We start from the raw sequence: 21,704 nt of genomic DNA, 5'->3' as shown, positions 1-21,704 counted from the left end.
ACTCCCTCTCGAACGGCGCGTGCGGTCGAACCTACCCGGACCGATACGCGAGTCTGCGAGGGTCTTCTTTTCGAGAGCGCCGTCGAGCGCGGTGATGTTTCAGGCGAGGACGGCCGCGAGGTACGCGACGCCGAACAGCACGGCGTTGTAGACGCCGTGAATCGCCATCGGGACGAGGAGGTTGCCCGTGCGCTCGTACGCCCACCCGAGGAGAGCGCCGACGAGGAAGATGACGCCGAGGGCGACGGCCGCACCGGCGTTCAGGACGCCGAAGTTGAGGACGTGCATGGCGGCGAACAGCAGTCCCGCGACGACGACGGCCGCGACGGGGCCGAACGCGCGTCGGAGTCGCCCTTGGACGGCGCCGCGGAACAGCAGTTCCTCGGCGGGGGCGACGACGAGCACCGAGAGCGCGGCGAACGCGAGCAGCACCCAGGGGGCGGAGGCTGCCACGTCGCCGACGACGCTCGTCGTGGGTTCGATGGGGAGGAGGGCGCTCAGCGCCGTGAACCCGAACGCGACGAGGAGGACGGCGACGGTGTAGAGGCCGACGACGCGCGCGTCCGAACCGGTGAGCCGGCGGACAGGTACGCCGGAGAGCCAGCGCCGCAGGTAGCCGACGGCGACGGCCGCGAAGCCGAGTTGGCCGGCGAGCGTCAGCAGTACGAGGGCCGCGGCCGAAGTGACGCCGACGCCCGCGAGGAACAGGGGCACCGCGACGGCGACGCTCAGGACTAGGTTGGCGAGAACGCCGAGGGCGAACAGGCCGACGGCGACGAAGACGGCGCGAATTGCGCGCCCGTCGCGCGGGCCGTTCGTCTCGACGGTGGGGTAGTGAGTACTCATGATGGTTTCCCGCGGAGGAGTTCCGTAGGTACCGCACTGTACGTCGGCTCAGGTATTGAACGCACATAGACGCGTGCTGACGCGGGGTGCGGTGAGCGACGGGTCCCGACCGAACGGTCGCCGTCCCGGCAACAACGTTCAAGGTCCGTCTACGGACGACATATAGCTCTCCCGCTGGCGGCGAGAGCGACGTCCTGTCGACGGTTTATCCGCCCGAGAGCCCGAAGGTGGGGTATGGTCTCAGAAGGCGACGACGCACCCGAGTTCACGAACAAGGTCGCGAACGGAGACGTCGAGGAGTTCTCGCTGTCCGAGGCCGTCGGCGACGGTCCCGTCCTGCTCGCGTTCTTCCCGGGCGCGTTCACGCCGCCGTGCTCCAACGAGATGTCCGCCCTCGAAGAGCACGCCGAGGAGTTCGAGGACGCCGGCGCGTCGGTGTACGGACTGAGCGCCGACTCGCCGTTCTCGCTCAACGCGTTCCGCGAGGAGTACGACCTGTCGTTCCCCCTCGTCAGCGACATGGGCCGGGAGACGATTCGGTCCTACGACCTCGAAACCGACATCGGCGACCTCGGTCTGTACGGCGTCGCCAACCGCGCGGTGTACGTCGTCGACGACGACGGCGCCGTCTCGTACGCGTGGGAGGCCGACTCCCCCGAGAACGAACCCGACTACGAGGAACTGCTGGACGCCGTCCAGTCGGCCTGATTCGAGACGAGAGCGCGGATGCCGGTCGATTCGCAACCCCCCGACACAGCACCCTTTTTCGACGCGAAACCTCGACAGTGGCGACGCACCCTCGGTCGACCGACCCGGACTCCCGCGGGGATTCGCGTTGGAGCGCTCCGAACATACCGAAGATACTTGACGTGTTGGTCGAACCTGAAGACCGAATGCCCTCCACCACGTCCAGACGACGGCTCCTCGCACTCGCCGGCGCAGTCGGCCTCTCCGCCGTGAGTGGCTGTGCGGATCGGCTGTCCGAGACGACCGACGGCGACGCCGCGACGCTCACGTTTCGCCTCTACGACCGCGCTTCGACGCTCCGCGAGGAGTACGTTCGGGACCTGAACGAGACGCGCGTCCCGTGGGACGAGGCGGCCCTCGCGGCGGCCGTGAACGGCACCGAGGACGCGACGCAGCGCAGACAGCCGTTCCCGGGACCCGACCCCGCGTGGGCGAAACTGAACGGAACGTACTACCGCCTCGACGAGGTGGTCGTCGGCGAGGAGGAGGTGACACACCCCGTCCTACGACTACACGAGGCGGGGCGAACCGACGACGCCGACGAGTCGACGTACGTGGAGAGAGACGACCTGCCGAAGGTCGACCAGCGCGCGGTCCAGATAGCGTACATGGCGGCGCGCGCCCGCGGCAACGCCGGCGGCGTTCCGTGGGGACTCGTCCAACGCGGCGGTTACGTCTATCGGGACGACGATACTGCGAACCAGAGCGAACTCCTCGCCGACGACGGCCCGTCGCGGGTCGCCCACAGGGACCGCATCTGGCGGGTCGAAGTCGCCCGTGAGACGTTCCACGAGGCCGTCTACCGCCCGGACGCCGACCCCGTCGCCGACTCCGAGGCGGGGATAGAGGAGGCGCTCCGCGGACGCCTCGTCGGCGCGCGAATCGACCCTGAGACGCTCTCGGAGGCCGAACGGGAGGTGTTCCGGCGGGCGCGAGGTGAGGGGTACACCGCCGAGCATCCGTTCCCCGACGCGTTCGTCTCCGTGCTGAAGCGGTTGGACGAACGGGCGTACATCGACGGGAACGTGACGAAGGACGGCGGCGCGAACGACTACCCGCCGAGAGACCTGCTCCGATACGGGGGCGCGTACTACGAGTACCGACTCGCGCTCGAAACGGCGGACGAGGGGTGAGTCGCCGTCGTCGAGGCGGGCGGCGGACCCGACCGTCGGACCGGTCGGGCCGAAAGACCGAACCGGCAGGCCGCCGTCGACCCGACCAGTCAGATGTCAGACGACAGTTCCTCGGAGACGCGAGAGGCGCCGATAGACGACGCGGTCGTACATCGCGCCGCCGACGAGACGGGCGTCGACGCCGACGACCTGGCGGACGCGCTGGTCGAGTTCAACGCGGCCCTCCTCGGTCAGCACTCGACGTTCGAGCGAGAGGGCGACTACGTCACCGTCGACGACGTGCGGGCGTACCGCGTCCCCCGTTCGTCGTGGGAGGAGGTAATCGCCGACTTCTCGTTCGACGACGACGTGGCGGAGGCCGTCCACCGCGCCCACGCCGAACAGGCGCGATTGACGTTCGCCTCCACGGCCGACGCCGACGGGGGCTTCGCGAACGACGAGGCGGGCGTCGTCATCGGCGTCGACACCGCCGAGCAGTTCTGAACCGGGTACGAGTCGCGGCGCGCGGCGCGCGTGAACGAACGGAAGAAAAGCGGACGGAAATCGAACGGCCCGCGATTCGAGACGGTTGAGGGGAGACGGAGCGCAATCCCCGTTCGGCTCAGTCGTCGGAGGTCACTGTCGTCTCCTGCCGGCCGACGAACCCGGCCTGATTGGCCACGCTGGCTATCTTCGGCTGGAACACCCACGCCGTCAGGAGCACGATGGGGACCATCGACACCGCGACGACGGAGTAGCCGGTGTGGAGGTTCGGCAGGTACGGCGCGGAGTAGACGAGGGGGTAGACGATGCCGCCGACGGTTCCGATACCGCCGACGACGCCCGCGACGGCGCCCGAACTGTTGGGGAACATCGCGGGAACCTGCGCGAAGATGGAGCCTTCGGCCAGCGCACAGGCCGTGCCGACGAGGAAACCGGCGCCGACGGCGACGAGGACCCGACCGGTGAGGCCCGCGGCGGTCATCCCGAGCATCGTCAGGACGACGAAACAGAGGGTCACGAACGTCCACTGCTCGCGGTAGTGGCCCGTGAACACGGGCAGGATGTCTTTCTCCTTTCGCGCCAGCACGTCGCTGACGTAGCCGCCGATGGGGCGGAGCAGGCCGGCGGCGACGGAGAACGTCGCCGCGAACGTGCTCGCGAGGACGAGGTTGTTCGTGTCGAACCCCTCGCGGTAGTAGGTGGCGAGCCACCCGTTCATCGACAGTTCGAGGCCGAACGTCATCACGTACGCGAGGGCGAGGACGACGGTGCCGTACCGCGTGGCCGTGAAGAACCAGCCTTTGAAGCTCGTGCTGTCCTTCGTCGCCTGCCGCTTGGCGTCGCTCTTGGCCGCCTCGCCGAACACGAAGTAGACGACGCCGAGGGCGATGGAGACGACGCCGGTGTAGAAGAACGCGGCGCGCCAGTTCGTCGAGAACAGCGGACCGCTCCAGTCCGACCCGAACACGCGCGGAAGGATGAGCGCGCCACCCGCGGCGCCGGCGTTCCCGATACCGGCGTAGATGCCTTCGGCGGTGCCGAGTTCCCCCTCATCGAACCACTCGGAGACGTGCTGGATGCCGATGACGAACGTGATGCCCGCCGTGGCGACGATGAGGCGTTCGACGAAGAACACCGTGTACGACTGGGCGAACGCCGAGGCCATCGAGAAGACGCCGACGTAGCCCAGCACGATGGCGAACACCGTGGGCGCGCCGAACTTATCGGAGAGCCACCCGGTCAGGATGCGGCCGAACGGCGCGAGCCAGATGGCCGCGCTGGCGAGAATGCCGATTTCGGTCAGCGACAGGCCGAACTCCTCGGCCATCGGGCCGGTGAACGGCGCGAAGGAGAACCAGATGAGAAACGAGAAGTTGAATCCGACGGTGGCGAGCAGCAGCGTCCGGTACTTCGTCATCTTGATCGGACTGTTCATCTGCGACACTCCGCCGTCCGCTTCTCGACGCCCGTCCGGCCGAGCACGGCACCCGACCGAACCGAACGCGAACCCGCCGAGACGTGCCGGTTCGTCCACCGACCGACCGGTGCGGCTTGCGACTCCTGTACGCAATCCGTCCTAAATCTTCTGTTCTTACACTCCATTACAGTTCCGTGCCATACATGGGTACTTAATAAGATATTCGGTTGACAAACGACCGGTCAGATGATTCGAGAGACGAGTTTCTCAATTAGGCGCTCGAACCGGGTTATTATTCTATTTCTGGGAGTTGAAATGAATTGTCGGACAATCACTGGACGATCTAGTTTAGAATCGACAATCACAGTTTAATTTTATGAACAACCATGAGGATGCGAGTACGCCGGGTGGTCGCGCCGCTCGGCGTGTCGGTCGCGCGACGGTTGTCCGCGTCAACGGGGTGAAGCAAAGAGACGTCGAGAGCGGCCGTCCGGCGCGGCAGGGTAGCGGCGCGTCGTCGTCGGCGGCGTCTGTCTACGTCGGCAGGACCGCCGTATTCCGTTCTCGCTCTGCGCGCGTCCGCTCCGGCGGGTGAAGCGCGACGGCGCACTGCTTCAGGTTCGGTTCGGCCGACTCCGGGTCGACGGTCGACAGCGTCAGTTCGTTGGCGGCCGCGTTGTGGATGGGAAGCCAGACGACGCCCGGCGGGACGCCGTCGCTCGGGGCCACCTCGACGGCGACGCTGGCGCGGCGCGACTCGATGACCGTCTCACCGCGGTCGAGCGATAGCAGGCAGTCCGCGATGGTCTGGGGGTGCATCCGCGCGGTGGGTTTCTCGCTCTCGCCGCTGTCGCGCGTCCGAACGCCGGTGTTGTAGGCGTCCGAGCGCCGACCGGTCGTGAGCGTGAGCGGGTACTCCTCGTCGACGGGTTCGGGGACGGCGCTGTGCACCGCGGTCGAGAACCTGGCGCGGCCGGAGTCGGTGTAGAACGACCACGCCCCGTCGTCGTAGTACCGATAGCCGCCCTCGGTGTCCGCGTCGGGCGCGGGCCACCGAACGGCGAGGTCCCGCTCCAGGCGGTCGTACGTTATCCCCGAGATGTCGGCCGTCGTGCCGGCGGTCAGTTCCCGCAGTTCGTCGAACACCGACTCCGGGTCCACCGGCGGACCCTCGAACACGCCGGGATGGATGCGGTTGCCGACGGCCGCGACGATGTCGATGTCCTGTCGGGCCGACCCCGGCGGGTCGGTCACCGCGGTCACCGGGGAGACGCGACGCTCCATGTTCATCACGGTCCCCTCGGTCTCGCCCCACGTCGCCGCCGGCAGCACCACGTCGGCGCACTCGAGGGTGTCCGAGCGGAACGCGTCCTGCACGACGAGGAAGGCGTCGTCGAGCGCCTTCTTCACGTACCCGGCGTCCGGCATGCCGGCGACGGGGTTCGTCGCCACGGTCCAGCAGACGTCGATGTCGCCGCGGGCGAGGCCGTCGACGATGCTCACGAATCCGGGCCCCGAGGAGTCCGGGAGGCGGGTCAGCGGCACGTCCCAGACCTTCGCCATCCGTTCTCGGTTGGCCCCCTCGGTGAACGCCCGGTGTCCGGGCCAGGTCCCCTTCGAGGCGCAGACGCGATTGCCCATCGAGTTGGCCTGTCCGGTCAGCGAGAACGGACCGGAACCGGGGCCGAGGTTCCCCGTCGCCAGACAGAGGTCGATGAGCGCCCGCGCCGTCGCGGTGCCCTGCACGCTCTGGTTGACGCCCATCCCCCAGTAGAGTATCGTGGGCGCGTCCAGCGCCGCGGCGACCGCCGCAACCCGGTCGAGGGGGACGCCCGCAGTCGCCGCCGCCGTCTCGGCGTCCGGGAGCGACTCCACCATCCGCTCGAACCCCTCGGTGTGCGCGTCCACGAACGCCTCGTCCACCGCGCCCGACTCGACGACGTGCGCGAGCACGGCGCGCGCCAACGCGAGGTCGGTGCCGGGGTCGGGTTGGACGTGCACGTCCGCGTCCGCGGCCGTCTTCGTCGACACCGGGTCCACGACGATCAACCGACCGCCGTCCGCCCGGGCGCTGTCGGCGAGCCAGCGGTACAGGACGGGGTGGGCGACGGCCGGATTCGCCCCCCAGACGACGTGCGTGTCCGCCTCGGGGATGTCGTCGTACGTCGGCGGGGGCGCGTCGCTCCCGAACGCCTGGTAGTACGCCGTGACGGCCGACGCCATGCACAGCGTCGTGTTCGCGTCGTAGTGGGGCGTCCCGAAGACGCCGCGGGCGACCTTCCCCAACGCGTACGCCGCCTCGTTCGTCTGCTGGCCGCTTCCCAGCACGGCGACGTTGCTCGGACTCTCGCGAATCGCCTCGATGAGGCGGGTGGCGACGACGCCGAGGGCGGTGTCCCAGTCCGTCGGCCGTAAGCTATCCCCCCGTCGTATCAGCGGCGTCGTGAGTCGTTCCCCCCGGGGGTCGACCGTCTCGCGCACGCCGCGACCGCAAGTGCCGCCGTGACTCGTCGGATGCTCCGCGTGACCGGACACGTCGGCGACGCCCTGACCGGAGGCCGCGCCCGCTTGAAGGTAGCCGCATCCGACCGCACATCGCATACAGGTGGTTGGTTTCGAATCATTGACATTATTCCCGCGCCTAAAGGCGCGGGAATCCTCGCGTTCGGGGTCTGGCATTAGCACCACCCTCCACGTGAGCGACTTTTTCCTAGCCGTGGATACTCTGGTTCGTGCGCACTTCTTTGGGACGAAGAGAGCGTTGTGACTCCAGCCACTCGTGGCTGTCCCACTCGAATCGCACGGGCCGTGCCATCGGCCGTGGTATGGCTGTCTGCCGCCTCAGGAACGACTCTGATGCAGTGAGGTCCGCATGGCCCTCGAAGCCGCACTCGCAGGTGAGCGTGTCCTGATGCCGAATCGTTCGGTCGGTCGACCCGCAGTTCGGACACGTCCGACTCGTCCACGCTTCTGATCGCGCTTCGACTGTGATGCCGAACTCTTCGGCGGTACACGCCAACCGGTCGATAAACTGTGGCGAGGGCATGCGCTTGTCTATTTGTCATGGTCGGGTGGCGAGGATTCCGTCGACGACTATCATGGTGTTTTGAATAAAACGTTCGTCCACTGTTACGCTCGCTGACTGTGTTTCCGTCTCCTCTCTCGCCCAATAGCTGTTGCTATGAAGACAACAGCAGGGCCTAAAAGTGATTATATTGTATTGCGTGGCTAAGGGTTCCCGCGTGCGACGCGAACGCCGCCGCGTCTCTCGGGGACGGGGCCGCCCGCCCGTCCCGTTGCACATCGTCAGTTCTCGAACGGACCGAACGCCGAAATAAAAATTCTCTCAGATAGTCTCGAAAAATATCCGGTGCCCCGCCCCGCGTTTTCGGTCCGTCGAGTTCGAGAGACGATTTTGTATATTTGTTAAAGGACCAGTATTTTATGCGTGGGTGTGGGTGTCTGTATCTGTTAATGAATCAAACACCCAACTTCTGTGTTATAGTGTTCCGAACGACCAGTTCGGAGGTGGCCGATGGCGAATAAGAAAGAAGAGTGGAAGGCGGGGATGTACGGCGACGAGGTCCGCGAGAAGATACTCGAGTTCGCCGAGGACGGGTGGGAGTCGATACCCGAGGACGAACGGGAGATGTGGTTCTCCCGGTTCAAGTTCTGGGGCGTGTTCCACCACCGGTCGGGTCAGGAGAGTTACTTCATGATGCGGCTCGCCAACACGAACGGCGTGCTCGAACCGGACCAGTTGCGCGCCATCGGCGAGGTGGCGCGCGACTACGCCGCCGGCCCGGTCGAGAATCCCGAGTTCGGGAACGCCTGGATCGACCTCACCACCCGCCAGTCGGTTCAGCTCCACTGGCTCAAACTGGAGGACATCCCCGAGGTATGGGAGCGACTGGAGTCGGTCGGGGTCAGTTCGCGCTCGGCCGGCGGCGACACGATGCGCAACATCTCGGGCTGTCCGGTCGCCGGCCGCGACGACCGGGAGTTCGTCGACGCCCAACCCGTGCTCGACGAGATATCGGAGAAACTGCGCGGCGACGACGACCTGGCCAACATGCCCCGGAAGTTCAACATCAGCGTCACGGGCTGTCGGGAGGGCTGCGCGCAGGACTCCATCAACGGCATCGGACTCGAACCCGCCGAGAAGACCGTCGACGGCGACGCGGTCCGCGGATTCAACGTGCGCGTCGGCGGCGGTCTGGGCGGGCGCCAACCGCGGCGGGCGCAGAGTCTCGATATCTTCGTCGAACCGGACGAGGCGTACGCCGTCGTGCGGGGGTTCGTAGAGCTCTACTTCGAGCACGGCGACCGGGAGAACCGCCAGAAGAACCGAAGCCGGTTCTTCGTCGACGAGTGGGGAACGGAGAAGATCCGCGAACTGCTCCAGGCGGAGTACGTCGACTTCGAACTCGACCGCGAGGGGACGAACCTCCGGGAGGAGTACACCTACAACGCCGGGCGCCCCGACGAGGCGGGCAAGCACGACCACGTCGGCGTCCACGAGCAGAAGAACGGCGGCTACTACGTCGGCCTCTCGGTGCCGGTCGGTCGACTGACCGCCGCCGAGACCATCGAACTGGCGGACCTCGCGGACCGACACGGCTCCGGCGCCGTGCGGCTCACCCGCCGGCAGAACCCGCTCGTCGTGGACGTCCCCGAGTCCGAACTGGACGACCTGTTGGCCGCGGACCTGCTGGAGACGCACAGCCCCGAACCGAGCGTCTTCACCCGCGGCGCGATGGCCTGCACGGGCACGGAGTTCTGCTCGCTCGCGCTGACCGAGACGAAGGCGCGGATGGCGGTCATGCTGCGCTGGTTGCGCGCGAACGTCGAACTGCCCGACGACGTCTCGCAGATCAAGATGCACTACTCCGGCTGTACGGCCGACTGCGGGCAGGCGCTGACCGCCGATATCGGGTTCCAAGGCATGCGAGCGCGGAAGAACGGCGAGATGGTGGAGGCGCTCGACGTGGGCGTCGGCGGCGGCATCGGTCCGGAACCGACGTTCGTCGAGTGGGTGCGCCAGCGCGTTCCCGCCGACGAGGTGCCCGGCCTGCTCAGGAACCTGCTCGAAGCGTTCGCCGCCCACCGCGAGAACGGCCAGACGTTCAGACAGTGGGTCGAAGCCACCGGTCAGGAGGCGCTCGTCGAGTTCGCCGAACCCGAGGAGACCGACTACGTCGACCCCTGTCTCACCGACGGGAAGCAGTCGTGGTACCCGTTCGACGACGGTGAGAGTCCCGCGCCGACCGACGCGAGCGGCGACCCCATCTCGGCGGACGACTGACCACCCGTCCCCTCTCGCCTCGCCCCGGTGCAGACCGCTCCGATATAGAAACTGATAATTCAGGGAGAGGATTATTACTTCCGAGACGAATAGAGAGGCAGAGATGAGTTGGGACGAGGGGACCGTCCGCCGAGGCGCCGGAGCGAAAGGCGGGATGGTCGGGGACGAGTCGGGTGGGGCCCGGACCGGATGAGCGTCGCGCTCTGGCCCATCGCGGGCGCGTTCCTCGCGGCCGTCGGGTCGGCAGGGCTGGGGTGGAAGCTCCTCACCTACCGGGGGAGCCCCGGCGCGAAGTGGTTCGCCGCGACGCTGGGGAGTCAGGCGGTGTTCTGCGCCACCGTCGGCGTCTCCTACCTCGTCTTCGACCCGGCGCTCCGAGAGCTGTTGGAGACGATTGCGTGGACGGCGCTGGCCGTGCAAGTGGTCGCCTTCCTCGCGTTCACGCTCTCGTACAGCGGTCGGGGTCACCTCGTCCGCACCCCGTGGTTCCGAGCGCTGTTCGCCTTCCCGTTCGTCATCTCCGTGGTGCTGGCGACGAACCGGACGCACGGGCTATTCTGGACCAACTTCCGCGTCGAGTCCGTGTTGGGGCTGTCGAGCGCCACCTACAGCGCGGCCCCGGGCGGCGTCGCCTTCGTCGGTCTCGGGCTGTTTCTCGTCGGCGTCGCGGCGGTCGTACTCCTCGATACGGCGGCGAGTTACTCGCTGTACCGCGCGGAGTCGCTCGCCATCGTGTTCAGCACCATCCCGCCCGGACTGGCGGAGGTGATGTGGCTCGCGGAGGTGGGGCCGTACCCGTATCTGAACCTGATGCCGCTGGCGTTCATCCCGCACGTGCTGGCCGACGGCTACGCCGTCTTCGCCACGGACATCTTCGAGTACAACCCCACGACGCGACGCGTCGTCGACGAGACGGCCATCGACTACCTCGAATCGCCCGTGGTCGTCGTCAACCCGAAAGGGCGGGTCGTCGACCTCAACCCCGCCGCCGCCGACGCGTTCGGAACCTCGAAGCGGGCGGCGCTGAAAACCGGCCTCGACGAGGTGGTGGGGTCCGATATCGACCTCGCTGCGGCCGACCAGACCATCACGGCCCGCGTCGACGGCGTCCCCCGGGACTTCGCCGTCAGCCCCTCCGAACACGTCGACCCGAGCGGGATACCCGTCGGCTACAGCGTCCTCTTTCAGGACGTCACCGTCCAGCGCCGCCGCGAGCAGCGACTCGACGTGTTCAACCGCGTCCTCAGACACAACATCCGAAACGACCTCAACGTGGTCTTAGGGAACCTCGAACTCGCCCGCGAGGAGACCGAACTGCCGACCGACGGCGGCCGCGACCGGCGACTGGCGGCCGCTTCGCGCTCCGCCGAGAAGCTCCTCCGACTCGCCGAGGACGCGCGCGCCGTCGATCGCGTGGTGGACCGCGCCGACGTCGAACGCGCGTCGGTCCGCCTCCGGGACGTCGTTTCGGACGCCGTCGCGACGGCCGGCGTGGAACACGCCGCCGCCGTGGAGGTGAACCCCGACGCCGTCGTCGAGACGGACGCTCGCCTCCTGACGACGACGGCGGCCCGCCTGCTGAGCGCCATCGAGGAGTACGTCGGCGGCGACGTGGTCATCCGCCTGATCGACGGGGTCGAAGCGAAATCCGAGAGCGGGGCGGGAACGGACGCGAGCTTTCGCCGCCTCGAATTCCGTGGGTCCGGACCGCTCCCGTCCCACGAGGTCGAAGCGGTCGAAGCGGGCACCGAGACGGCGCTCACTCACGCCAGCAGCCTCGACCTCTGGGTGGTCCGCTGGGGCGCCGAACTCGTCGGCTGCGAACTCGACTTCGACGGCGACGCGACGGCGGCGCTTCGCCTCCCGACCGGCGGGGGCCGGTGAGGGCGGCGAACGGCGCCCGGTCCTCGGAAGTGCGCGTCGCGAGCGCACGACGTGCGTCGGTGATGGCGGTGGCGGGTGGAACCGCGCGGTGAGGAGCGCGGGATTCCCGTCGCCGCGACTCCCCTTCTCGACCGAGAAAACTGACCGACAGCGCGACCGCGACGTCGGTGGTATTTAAACACCTTTCACACGGAAAGCTGCTCGTTACGTGGCTAATCACTGTACAGTGAGTAGGTTCGATGGTCAGCACGCTCTCTGCCGCCTCGATTTCCTTTCCGAACGCAGACTGTATCCGATTCGGCCCCCCGCCGCGCGGGGGAACGCGAGCGGTCACCGCTCTCTTCGACCGTCCGCCCGTCAACGCTCGACGACCGGCGAGTAATGGCGACTGAGGCGACGTTCACGGTCCGCGCCACGGAGTTCCCGCTGGGAAGCATCTTCGAGGAGTTCCCGGCGGCGACCGTGGAGTTGGAACGGGTCGTTCCGAACGATGAGGTGCTGATACCGTACGCGTGGGTGTACGGCGTGTGCGTCGACGACGTGGAGGCGGCGTTCTCCTCGCACCCCGGCGTGCGGAGCCTCCGACTCGTGGACGCCGTCGACGACCAGTACCTCCTGCGCGTCGAGTGGGACCCCTCCTACCGAGGCGTTCTGAGCGCGCTGGCCGCGACGCGCGTTCCGCTCCTCGAAGCGGTCGGCACGAGCGAGCGGTGGCTGTTCCGGATACGCGGCGATAAGCGCCACGACGTCGCCGCGTTCTACGACCGCTGTCAGGAGTGGAGCGTGCCGGTCACGATGACCGAACTCCACTCGCTCACCCCGCGGCAGCGGTCGGCGGAGGCCACACTGACCGACGCCCAACGCGAGGCGCTGGTCTTGGCGTACGAGCGCGGCTACTTCGACACGCCGCGGGGCGTGACGATGGCCGAACTTGGTTCGAAGCTCGGAATCAGCCAGCAGGCGGTCGGCTCCCGAATCCGACGCGGCATCAACTGCATCCTGGGCGAGACGCTCTCTTCCGTGGACGACGACGAGCGCTGAGAACGTTGCGTCGGAATGAGGGAGGAAGAAGCCGGAATATAAGAATAGGGTTGTACATACAAGGTGAAGGTTCATACAGGAAGAATCGCATCACTACTCATCCGCAGAGACGGATGGGCGTCACAGGGGTGGGACGCCGAAACGAGGGTGAAAAGCATGCAGCAGAGTCAACCCACATCCAGACGGAGCAAAGAGACGACGAAACGAACGGTCCTGTTAGCCGACGACGACGAGGAGTTCCGCGAAACGCTCGTCATCTGGTTGGCGAGCGAGGAAGGGTGGTACGTGCGGGAGGCGGCCGACGGCGAGGACGTGCTGTCGAAAATCGACGAATCGGTGGACGTCCTCGTTCTCGACCGCAGGATGCCGAACCTCTCGGGGCCGGAGGTGATAGACCGAATCGACGAAACCGAGTTCGACGGCGACGTGTTCGTCCTCAGCGCCTACGAGGCGGACGAACACCTGAACGGCGACGGCGACCGGATCACCGCCTACATAACCAAACCGATCCGGCGCGAAGAGTTTCTCGAACGGCTCGAAACGGGCCGCTGACCGTATTCGGCGGAACGGAAAAGAAGTACGCGAACGTTCTGACGACCTTACTGCGCGTTAGCGCCGCCGTCGGTCGCCGTCGGGCGGGAGGCCGGCGCGGCGACCGTCGAATCGGTTGCCGTCGAGTCGCCGACGGCGTCGGACCCCGACGCTCCGTTCGCCTCGTCGCGCACCTCGAACTGTTCGAGATGAGTCCGAAGTTCGCTCGCGTTCTCCGCGAGGCGACTGACACCCTCCGAAACCTCCGAGAGCGTCGCCGTCTGCTCTTCGGCCGCCGCGGAGACCGTCTGCGCCTCCGCGGTCGTCTCCTCGCTGATGCTCGTCGCCTCCTCCGTCATGTTGAGGATGTCCTGCGAGGACTCGGCCTGTCGACTGGTCGCAGCGTTTATCTCCTCGACGCTCGCGTTCGTCTCGTCCAGTTCCTCGACGATCTCCTCGAAGGAACCGATCGCCGTGCCGACCGACTCGGTTCCCTCCTCGACGCGGGTGCGCATCCGCGCCATCCCGTCGAGGACGCTCTGCTGTTGGTCCTGCAGCGACGCGATGCGCTCTTCGATGCGCTGTGCGGAGTCCTGGGTCTCCTCGGCCAACGACTTGACCTCGTTCGAGACGACGGCGAATCCCGATCCGGCCTCGCCCGCCCGCGCGGCCTCGATGTTGGCGTTCAGCGCGAGGATGTTCGTCTGCTCGGCGATGTCGGAGATGACCTCGACGATCTCGCCGATCTCGCTCATCTGTTCGTCCAGTTGCTCCATCTCGGAGACGGTGTGCTCGGTCTCCTTTTGGATGGTCTCGATGCCCGTCAGGGCCTCGTTCGCCGCCCGCCGTCCCTCGTCGCCCTTCGCCGCCGAGTTCCTCGTGTAGTCGGCGAGTTCGTCCGCCGAGGCGGCGATCTGCTGGACGGAGGCGGTCATCGTGTCTATCTCCTCGGAGACGGCGAGGAGGCTGTCGTTCTGGTCGGTCGCGCCGTCCGCGATGTGCTGGATGGACGTGCTGACCTCGCTGCTGGCGCGGCTAACCTCGTCGGCGCTGGCCGCGACTTCTTCGCTGAGCGAGGCCACGTCGCCGCTGAACTGCCGGACCGCGACGACCGTCTCCTCTATCTCGTCCATCATCCCGTTGTACGAGGTGGCGATGGTCCGCATGTCGCGGCTGTCGCTGTCGGCGTCCATCCGCGCGGAGAGGTCTCCATCCGCGGCGACGTTCATCACGTCGCCGTAGCGTTCGGCGTCGCGTCGCTGGTCGAGCAAGTCGTCGCGGAGGGCCGCCATACCGCGGAACACCCCGGCGAACTCGTCCTCGCGGCCGGTCGAGAGGTCGACGTCGAGATCGCCCTCGCGGAGCGACTGCACCTTCTCGGAGAGGTCGCGCAGGGGTTTGGTCGTGCTGCGCGAGATGAGCAGGCCGAGGGCGACGAATCCGGCCACCGTTACCCCAATGAGCAACGCGACCGTGCCGGCAACCTGGTCACCCAGCGCGAACGCCGAGGAGGTGGGTTCGTGCACGAGGAGGATGAGACCCGCGTGGTAGGGAACGTACGCGACGAGGTGCCGTTCTTCCATCAAGCCGGGCGCGGCGTCTTGGACGACGACGCCCGACTCGCCCGCCCACGCTCGTTCGACCGCCTCGGAGTTCTCGACCGGGTACTGCTCGCCGGCGTTCTCGCCGCTGCCGTCGAAGTCGATGGTGCCGGTCGTACCGATCAACTGCGTGACCGACCCCTCGGCGCCCTTGAGGCGTTCGTCGACGGTCGCCGTCTCGGCCGAGTAGACGAGCACGCGGTTGGTCGCGCCCGGAACGGGGCTGAAGAAGGAGATGACGTTCGCGCCGTCGCCCTGCCACTGGTGCTTCGCGGTCGACCCGACGGCGTTCGGGTCGACGTAAGAGACCGGTGCGGCCGCGGTGACGCGGTCCATCGTCGTTCCGGCCTGTCCCTCGGACGTGCTCGCGAGCACCTCGCCGGACTGGAGGTCGACGACCGAGAGGTCGATGATGTCGGCCGGGAGTTGCTCGTGCTGTGAGGCAAGGTGGGCGTTCATCCGCGCCTCGTCGTCGCCCGTCAACGTCTCGGAGTTAGAGAGCAGTCCGACCGTCTTCATGTGGTCGGCGCGCCACGCCGAGAGCACCTCGACGTTCTCCTTGGCCGTCTGGAGGAGTCGCTCCTCCGCCTCCGCCTCGACCGTCGATTCCACTTGCTGATATTGATAGATGCCGACGGCGCCGACGATGACGCTGATGACGAGGAAGATGGCCACCAATCGCCACAAGTAGTTCTGCCGAATTCGATCGGGAAGACGCGATTCCACCCGCTGCGAGACATGTTCCATAGTGTATACGGGAAAAACCGAAGCGGCTTCATAACGGTATTCGTCGGATTATCAATTTTGGATATCGATGTATCTGGTATGTTGTCTATACCGGGGGGAATCGGACGCGAGCGTGTCGTACGATACCGAAAAACGATGGGTCGGCAGGTGTGCTAGCGCTGGGCCTCTTCGAGGGCGTCCGGCGCGTAGATGACGCCCGCGCCGAGTTCGGGGCTGCTCTTGCCGTTGCTGTGCCGAGCGGTCCGTTCGATGACGTTCTGGACCTTCTTGGCGCTCATATCGGGGGCGACTTCGCGAACAAGGGCGACGAGGCCGGCCACCTGCGGGGCGGCCATCGACGTCCCGGCGTACCAATCGTAGGCGAGTCCGTCGTTGAGGTCCGGCGGTACCGTCGACAGCACGAGGTTCGTGGGGAAGGGCCACTCGGTGTCCGCCGCGAGCGTCTTCTCCAGCGTCTCGTACCCGCCGCCGGGCGCGCCCACGTCGATGTCGCTGGTGCCGTAGTTCGAGTAGAACACGAGTTCGTTGTTCGGTCCGGTCGCGCTGACGCTGAGCGCTCCGGGGACGCTGTTCGGGAGCGTGTAGAAGCCGCCCTGCTGGAGGTTCGCGCTCGCGTTACCCGCGCTGGCGGTCACCACCGTTCCTCGTTTGACCGCGTCCTGCGTCACGCGCTGGTAGGCGACGTGCTCGCCGGTGCTGTGTTCTGCACCCTTGATGACGCCGCCGCCGAGGCTCATGTTCGCGGCGTCGGCGCCGGCGTCGGGCGCGTAGTCGATGGCGCTCAAAATGTCGAAGTCAGTCGTGAACAGCGTCGTGACGACCGGAATCGTCTCCTCCACCTCGCCGTCGCCGTCGGCGTCGAGTTCGTACTCCTCCAGTTTCTTCCAGTAGAACACGCGGAGGGGAACCACGTCGGCGTCCGGCGCCATTCCGGCGACGCCCACGTCCTCGGGGACGCCGTCGGCGTCGACGTCGTTTTTAGCCGTAGCGATGCCGGCGCAGTGGCTCCCGTGTGACTGCACGTCGTCGGCCGCCGACTGGGTGCGCGTCTCCGGCGGGCCGCGCCAGACGTACGGCTCCACCTCCTCGGAATCGGGATGGAGATTCGCCTCGATGGTCTCGTCGCCCGCGACGGTGGGTTCGCCGTCGGGGCTCGTCAGCCCGTCCGCGCGGAACAGCCTTCCCTTCTCCATCACGGCGGGGATGTCCGGGTGCTGTTCGTCGATGCCGGTGTCGATGATGGCGACGGTGCTGCCGTCGCCCGTCGCGGTGTCGTGGGCCTCGAACGCGCCGGTCGTCTCGGCCATCTTGTCCCACTGGAGCGAGGCGTACTGGTCGTCCAGCGACTCCGCCGTACTGGTCGCCTGCTTCGCCGGGCCGAGCAGTCGATACCCCCCGTTCGGGTCGACGGACGTGACGCCGCCGACGCCGTTCAGATCCGTCTCCTCGCCCGCGAGGACGAGGTGGACGGTATCGTCGGCGATAGAGGCGACCACCTCCGCGCCGCGCCGTTCGAGTCTCTTCAGAGCGCCGTCGCCGGGCGCGGTCACGACGTACTGCTCGCGGCCGTCCGCGGCCGTGGCGGTTCCCATCGCACCGAGAGCGAGTGTGCTGCCGGCGACTCCCTTGAGGAGGGAGCGTCTGGTAAGCGAGGACATGACAAACTACTCTCGAGAGGGCGGCCAGTAAAGTGTTGAGGAAAATAGAATTAATCTTATATATTTATAACTTGTATTTTAATGGTGCGAGGTTGGGAGAAGATCGAGCGATGAGCGGAGAAATCGAGAGCAGGAGGAAAAACGGCGGTGGTTTGGGTAGTGGGCGGCCATCGAGAGGAAACTCTTGCGTCGGGTTGACCTCTCATGAACATAAATGCAAACACATTGTGGACCTATAACTCCAGATATACGGGCATATGTAGCTATTCCCAATTATATTCTCCTACCCCTATTTTATATCCTCCTTTGCGCAATTTTAAGTACATATTGTGGTTTTTATCATCAGAAAAAGCAGAGGCGGTTCTAACTGTCCGGGTACAATCTTATGTTTGTAAAACGAGGATAGAACAAAAAGAAGGAACCGCCGTTCAGGCGGAAGAGCGCGAAGACAGGGAGCGAACCGCCGGGACAGCGATGGTCGCGACGCTGAGGAGGATGATGACGAGTGCGATCGGACTGGTGTAGAAGATGTCGAACGACCCGCCGGACAGCGAGAGGGAACGTCGGAGATTCGTCTCGGCGATGGGCGCGAGGATGAGTCCGAGCACCATCGGCGCCAACGGATACCCGCGGAGACGGAGCACGTATCCAAGCGCACCTGCACCGAGCATGACCCACGCGTCGAACAGGTTCCCTCGGAGGGCGACCGCACCGATGACACAGAGGACCAAGATGGCGGGCCAGAGAAGCGACTCGCGGATGTTGATGAGTCGAACCCAGTAGTGCGCCCCGAGCAATCCGAACACGAGGATGAGGACGTAGATGAGGAGGAACCCGACGAAGATGGTGTACAGCAGCGTCGTCTCCTCTTGATACAGCGCCGGACCGGGCTGAACGTCGTGAACCATCAGGGCGCCGATGAGGATAGCCGAGACCGAGTCACCCGGAATGCCGAGCGTGAGCGTCGGAATCAACGCGCCGCCGGTACTCGCGTTGTTCCCTGACTCCGCGGCCGCGATGCCGCGCACGTTGCCTTCGCCGAACGAGGGAACGGCGTCCTTTATCCATCGAGTGGCCTCGTTGTACGTGATAAACGCCGCGATGTCACCACCCGCGCCGGGGATAGAACCGATGAGAACGCCGGCGATGCCGGACGCCGTCGAGACGGGACCGATCGCTTTCAGATCCGAGAGCGACGGGAGGATGCCATCGATGTCTTGATCGACTTTCTTCCCCTCGTCGTCGATACCCGAGGAGTACGCCTTCATCCCTTCCGCGATGCCGAACAATCCGATCATGACCGCGATGAACTGGACGCCGGTGAGCAGTTCCGGGACGCCGAACGTGAACCGCTGGAAACCGGTGAGCGGATCGATGCCGACCGTGGCGACGAGCATCCCGAGGAGGCCGGATATCATCCCCTTCGGTAGCGAATCACCGCTGACGCTGGCGATTATCGTCAGCCCGAACAGCGCAAGCGCGAAGAACTCCGGCGAGCGAAACTGCAGGGCCGCGTCTGCGATGAGGGGCGAGAAGAACATCAGCCCGATGACGCTGATCACGCCGCCGATGAACGAGGCGACGGTACTGATTCGGATGGCTCTGCCCGCCTCGCCCTTCTGGGAGAGCGGGTAGCCGTCGAAGATGGTCGCCGCCGCGGACGGCGTCCCCGGTGTGCGGATGAGAATCGCCGGAATCGACCCCGAGTACACCGCGCCGCCGTAGATTCCGAGCAGGAGCATCATCCCGTTGCCGGGGTCCATGGTGAACGTGAACGAGAGCAGGACCGCAACGGTCATCGTTGCCGTCATTCCCGGAATCGACCCCATCAGGATACCGACGAGCACGCCGGCGACCATCAGGAAGAGCGTGAACGGGTTGAGGACGTTCGTCAACCCGGCGATGATGTACTCTATCATAGCATCACCCAGACGGGAAGCCGGGGGAGCAGTCTGGAGAACGGTATCACGCCCTCCGGAAGCGGGACCAAGAAGAACTGACTGAAGATATAGAACAGCGCGAGAGGGAGCAGTAGCGAAATCACGGCTATCGTCGTCGGCGAGCGGACGCCCGAGTAGTAGAGGATGACCGGCAGGAACAGTATCGTCCCCACGAGGAATCCCGCGAGCGGCATCGCGACGAGATATCCGAAGACGAGGGCCAACACAACGCCGGCGGCCCGAAGGTCGTGGTCGCTCACGTCGAGTCCGCCGTCATCTTCGGTGACCAATTCGACGAGCGCGAAGAGGATGATGCCGGTCGAGATGCCGATGGGGAAGAAGCCCGGTCCCACCTCGCCGCCGCTCGGGAAGCGGGACGCGAAGAGTATCACGACTGCCGCACCGACGATGAAGGCGATTGCGAGCGGACTCGACCGTAGCGCGTTGGTGCTGAGTTTCATACGAGATGGTGTGACTCCGATTCGAGGTGGTACTCCCGAGTCGACGCGGTCCGTGTATCGACCGGTCGCGGGTCTCCCATCGCAGAAGACGACACAGCGGTCGGCATCGGGTTCCGTCGTCGTTCGCTTCGAACGCGTCTCTCTCGGGGGTCAGTCGGTCGATTCCCCGAACGTGCATTACTGGTGCTCATGTATTTGGTGACTGTGTGAAATTTTCACGCATGATTTATAAAAAGGTACTGGTGTCGACCGAAGAGACTCCCGCGGTCCCTCGGGTCGTCGGTTGTGAAGTGGTCAGGCCTGGATGTTCAGCTTCTCGACTAGCTGACCGTAGTACTTGTATCTCTCGTCGAGGAACTTCTGGAGCTCATCGGGACCCCGTTTGACGCGCATGAAGTTGTTGTTCTCCATGAACGTCTTGAACGATTCGGATTCGTAGACGGTGTTGTACGTCTCGACGATGGACTGCTTCACGTCGTCCGGGAGGTCCGGTGGCGCGAAGTGCGCGAGCCACGATCCGATGACGATATCGATGCCCTGCGACTGCATCGTCGGCGTGTTCGGGAGCGATTCGAGCTGTTCGTCGTACATGACGCCGAGCGCCGTGAGGGGGCCGTCGCGGACCTGCGAAGCGACCTCCACCGCGCCGACCGTCGCGCAGTCCGCTTCGCCGTTCACGGTCGCGGTGATAGCCGGGGCCGCACCGGGGTAGGCGACGTGTTGGACGTCGATGCCCGCCTCGTACGCCCAGGCGGCACCCGCCATGTGCCACGAGGATCCGATTCCCGAGTTGGCCATCTGCACCTTGTTGTTCTTCGCGTACGAGAGGAACTCGTCGACCGTCGTGTAATCGGAGTTCTCCCTCACCACGATGGCTGCGGGCATCTGGGTGTACTGCATAATGGGCGTGATGTCGTCCGGACCCAGGTCCGCGATTCCGAGGTGCTGATACAGGCAGATTTCGGGAGCGGTGCAGCCGAGCGTGTGTCCGGTCGGCTCCGCGTTCGCCACCGCGCTCATCCCGACCGACCCCGACCCGCCCGTCTGGTTGCTGACGTTCCACGAGACGTCGGTATTGCTTTCCCCGGCGTCTGCGACCGCCCGACTCGTCCGATCAGCTCCCCCGCCGGCCGACCACGGAGAGACCACTTCGACCTGACGGGACGGCCACTCCTGGTTCGACCCGCCGGATAGCTGCCCGGTACATCCCGCGGTCGCCACGAGGCCCGTCCCACCGAGAGCCTTCAGGACGTTCCGTCGGTTCACACTGCCACCGTACGTACTCGCCTGGCTGTCCCCAGCGCTGGCAGAGATACTGTCGTCTGTCATCTCTACTCTATCGTGTGGGGACTATCATTTAGGTTTTTCTATCATCCGATGACAAGAGACGCGACGGGAAATCGACGTTCGAGGGCGAAACAATGATGTGGGAGCTACGAATCAGTAGGAGGCATGGTAATCGTCGGAGCGGTAGACAAATCGAACAGAACGACGACCGTGGTAAGAGAGGCCGAGCGACTGGCAGAGGCGTTCGACGATACGATTCACTTCGTCCACGCGCTGACCCGCTCGGAGTTCGTGAACCTGGGGCGGACCAGCGCGCAGGCGGACGAACCCCTCGACATGGGCCAGGTCCGCAGCGCGGCGGCGGAGATGGCGGAGGAAGCGGTGACCGACATCTCGGTCGAGTACGAGACCGTCGGATTAGTCGGCGATCCGGCCGACGAAATCATCAACTACGCCGAGGAGCGGGACGCCCGGTATATCGTCGTTCGGCCCCGACGACGCTCTCCCACTGGGAAGGTTCTGTTCGGGAGCGTCGCACAGTCCATCCTGCTGGACGCGACCTGTCCCGTCGTCACGTCGTTCGTCGACGACGAAAACTGACGCGGGAGGAGGAGCGTTCCGTA

General features: G+C 65.8%; 16 protein-coding genes and 1 pseudogene. 8 read left to right on the top strand and 9 right to left on the bottom strand.

From position 1 onward, the window contains the following. Nucleotides 1-99: 99 nt before the first annotated feature. Complete coding sequence (locus C474_RS16730; protein ID WP_008388958.1) at nucleotides 100-846, bottom strand: CPBP family intramembrane glutamic endopeptidase; 747 nt, start codon at nucleotides 844-846, stop codon at nucleotides 100-102. A 234-nt stretch (nucleotides 847-1,080) separates the two neighbouring features. Here C474_RS16730 and C474_RS16725 point away from each other — a divergent pair, with 234 nt between their 5' ends. The 3 genes from C474_RS16725 (at nucleotide 1,081) to C474_RS16715 (ending at nucleotide 3,209) form a co-directional block, all read left to right on the top strand. Further along, the gene (locus tag C474_RS16725) at nucleotides 1,081-1,554 is read left to right on the top strand and encodes a redoxin domain-containing protein (RefSeq protein WP_008388957.1); all 474 of its coding nucleotides are present in this window, start codon (nucleotides 1,081-1,083) and stop codon (nucleotides 1,552-1,554) included. Nucleotides 1,555-1,739: 185 nt separating this feature from the next. Then, nucleotides 1,740-2,726 carry a hypothetical protein gene (locus C474_RS16720; protein ID WP_008388955.1) on the top strand — a complete coding sequence of 329 codons (987 nt, stop codon included), beginning with the start codon at nucleotides 1,740-1,742 and terminating at the stop codon, nucleotides 2,724-2,726. Between the two features lie 93 nt (nucleotides 2,727-2,819). Next, nucleotides 2,820-3,209: a hypothetical protein gene (locus C474_RS16715; protein WP_008388953.1), complete on the top strand. Its 390-nt coding sequence runs from the start codon at nucleotides 2,820-2,822 to the stop codon at nucleotides 3,207-3,209. A gap of 118 nt (nucleotides 3,210-3,327) precedes the next feature. Here the strand turns inward: C474_RS16715 and C474_RS16710 are convergent, their stop codons facing one another. The 3 genes and pseudogenes from C474_RS16710 to C474_RS21785 all read right to left on the bottom strand — a co-directional run. Next, a complete protein-coding gene (locus C474_RS16710; protein WP_193363661.1) occupies nucleotides 3,328-4,626 on the bottom strand; it encodes an MFS transporter in 1,299 nt (432 codons plus the stop codon). A gap of 534 nt (nucleotides 4,627-5,160) precedes the next feature. Then, complete coding sequence (gene nasA / locus C474_RS16705) at nucleotides 5,161-7,305, bottom strand: assimilatory nitrate reductase NasA (protein ID WP_275039820.1); 2,145 nt, start codon at nucleotides 7,303-7,305, stop codon at nucleotides 5,161-5,163. Nucleotides 7,306-7,336: 31 nt separating this feature from the next. Then, a pseudogene (locus tag C474_RS21785) lies at nucleotides 7,337-7,657 on the bottom strand (transposase); the annotation flags it as partial. Between the two features lie 504 nt (nucleotides 7,658-8,161). On the opposite strand from C474_RS21785, the gene C474_RS16700 reads away from it, so the two are divergent. The 4 genes from C474_RS16700 (at nucleotide 8,162) to C474_RS16685 (ending at nucleotide 13,408) form a co-directional block, all read left to right on the top strand. Then, on the top strand, nucleotides 8,162-9,931 hold the full coding sequence (locus tag C474_RS16700; RefSeq protein WP_008388946.1) for a nitrite/sulfite reductase: 1,770 nt from the start codon (nucleotides 8,162-8,164) through the stop codon (nucleotides 9,929-9,931). A 189-nt stretch (nucleotides 9,932-10,120) separates the two neighbouring features. Then, complete coding sequence (locus C474_RS16695) at nucleotides 10,121-11,815, top strand: histidine kinase N-terminal 7TM domain-containing protein (protein ID WP_008388945.1); 1,695 nt, start codon at nucleotides 10,121-10,123, stop codon at nucleotides 11,813-11,815. A gap of 381 nt (nucleotides 11,816-12,196) precedes the next feature. Beyond that, complete coding sequence (locus C474_RS16690) at nucleotides 12,197-12,856, top strand: helix-turn-helix domain-containing protein (RefSeq protein WP_008388943.1); 660 nt, start codon at nucleotides 12,197-12,199, stop codon at nucleotides 12,854-12,856. Between the two features lie 156 nt (nucleotides 12,857-13,012). Then, nucleotides 13,013-13,408, top strand: a complete 396-nt coding sequence (locus C474_RS16685) for a response regulator transcription factor (protein ID WP_008388942.1) — start codon at nucleotides 13,013-13,015, stop codon at nucleotides 13,406-13,408. Nucleotides 13,409-13,455: 47 nt separating this feature from the next. On the opposite strand, the gene C474_RS16680 is transcribed toward C474_RS16685, so the two are convergent. From C474_RS16680 to C474_RS16660, 5 genes are all read right to left on the bottom strand, one after another. Then, nucleotides 13,456-15,735 (bottom strand): methyl-accepting chemotaxis protein, encoded by a 2,280-nt coding sequence (locus tag C474_RS16680; RefSeq protein ID WP_008388941.1) that lies wholly within the window; start codon nucleotides 15,733-15,735, stop codon nucleotides 13,456-13,458. A 152-nt stretch (nucleotides 15,736-15,887) separates the two neighbouring features. Continuing rightward, nucleotides 15,888-17,393, bottom strand: a complete 1,506-nt coding sequence (locus tag C474_RS16675; protein ID WP_239640449.1) for a S8 family peptidase — start codon at nucleotides 17,391-17,393, stop codon at nucleotides 15,888-15,890. A 428-nt stretch (nucleotides 17,394-17,821) separates the two neighbouring features. Next, a complete protein-coding gene (locus C474_RS16670; protein ID WP_008388939.1) occupies nucleotides 17,822-19,312 on the bottom strand; it encodes a tripartite tricarboxylate transporter permease in 1,491 nt (496 codons plus the stop codon). Continuing rightward, a complete protein-coding gene (locus tag C474_RS16665) occupies nucleotides 19,309-19,794 on the bottom strand; it encodes a tripartite tricarboxylate transporter TctB family protein (RefSeq protein WP_008388938.1) in 486 nt (161 codons plus the stop codon). Before C474_RS16665 ends, C474_RS16670 begins: the two co-directional genes overlap by 4 nt. A 294-nt stretch (nucleotides 19,795-20,088) precedes the next feature. Next, nucleotides 20,089-21,123, bottom strand: coding sequence for a Bug family tripartite tricarboxylate transporter substrate binding protein (locus C474_RS16660; RefSeq protein ID WP_049917137.1), 1,035 nt, complete (start codon nucleotides 21,121-21,123; stop codon nucleotides 20,089-20,091). 123 nt (nucleotides 21,124-21,246) lie between these two features. Between C474_RS16660 and C474_RS16655 the strand changes: the two genes are divergently transcribed. After that, nucleotides 21,247-21,681 (top strand): universal stress protein, encoded by a 435-nt coding sequence (locus C474_RS16655; RefSeq protein ID WP_008388936.1) that lies wholly within the window; start codon nucleotides 21,247-21,249, stop codon nucleotides 21,679-21,681. Nucleotides 21,682-21,704 lie beyond the last annotated feature (23 nt).

The sequence above is a fragment of the Halogeometricum pallidum JCM 14848 genome (assembly GCF_000337095.1).
Classification (GTDB): domain Archaea; phylum Halobacteriota; class Halobacteria; order Halobacteriales; family Haloferacaceae; genus Halogeometricum; species Halogeometricum pallidum.
The sequence above is the reverse complement of the archived record's forward strand: the minus strand, read 5'-3'. Positions and strand labels throughout refer to the sequence as shown.

What these genes read in the sequence shown, in the direction of transcription:
- C474_RS16655 (WP_008388936.1), top strand. Translation starts at nt 21,247, where the DNA reads ATGGTAATCGTCGGAGCGGTAGACAAATCGAACAGAACGACGACCGTG.
- C474_RS16700 (WP_008388946.1), top strand. Translation starts at nt 8,162, where the DNA reads ATGGCGAATAAGAAAGAAGAGTGGAAGGCGGGGATGTACGGCGACGAG.
- C474_RS16665 (WP_008388938.1), bottom strand. Translation starts at nt 19,794, where the DNA reads ATGAAACTCAGCACCAACGCGCTACGGTCGAGTCCGCTCGCAATCGCC.
- C474_RS16710 (WP_193363661.1), bottom strand. Translation starts at nt 4,626, where the DNA reads ATGACGAAGTACCGGACGCTGCTGCTCGCCACCGTCGGATTCAACTTC.
- C474_RS16675 (WP_239640449.1), bottom strand. Translation starts at nt 17,393, where the DNA reads ATGTCCTCGCTTACCAGACGCTCCCTCCTCAAGGGAGTCGCCGGCAGC.
- C474_RS16725 (WP_008388957.1), top strand. Translation starts at nt 1,081, where the DNA reads ATGGTCTCAGAAGGCGACGACGCACCCGAGTTCACGAACAAGGTCGCG.
- C474_RS16730 (WP_008388958.1), bottom strand. Translation starts at nt 846, where the DNA reads ATGAGTACTCACTACCCCACCGTCGAGACGAACGGCCCGCGCGACGGG.
- C474_RS16690 (WP_008388943.1), top strand. Translation starts at nt 12,197, where the DNA reads ATGGCGACTGAGGCGACGTTCACGGTCCGCGCCACGGAGTTCCCGCTG.
- C474_RS16720 (WP_008388955.1), top strand. Translation starts at nt 1,740, where the DNA reads ATGCCCTCCACCACGTCCAGACGACGGCTCCTCGCACTCGCCGGCGCA.
- C474_RS16715 (WP_008388953.1), top strand. Translation starts at nt 2,820, where the DNA reads ATGTCAGACGACAGTTCCTCGGAGACGCGAGAGGCGCCGATAGACGAC.
- C474_RS16680 (WP_008388941.1), bottom strand. Translation starts at nt 15,735, where the DNA reads ATGGAACATGTCTCGCAGCGGGTGGAATCGCGTCTTCCCGATCGAATT.
- C474_RS16660 (WP_049917137.1), bottom strand. Translation starts at nt 21,123, where the DNA reads ATGACAGACGACAGTATCTCTGCCAGCGCTGGGGACAGCCAGGCGAGT.
- C474_RS16685 (WP_008388942.1), top strand. Translation starts at nt 13,013, where the DNA reads ATGCAGCAGAGTCAACCCACATCCAGACGGAGCAAAGAGACGACGAAA.
- C474_RS16670 (WP_008388939.1), bottom strand. Translation starts at nt 19,312, where the DNA reads ATGATAGAGTACATCATCGCCGGGTTGACGAACGTCCTCAACCCGTTC.
- C474_RS16695 (WP_008388945.1), top strand. Translation starts at nt 10,121, where the DNA reads ATGAGCGTCGCGCTCTGGCCCATCGCGGGCGCGTTCCTCGCGGCCGTC.
- nasA (WP_275039820.1), bottom strand. Translation starts at nt 7,305, where the DNA reads ATGCCAGACCCCGAACGCGAGGATTCCCGCGCCTTTAGGCGCGGGAAT.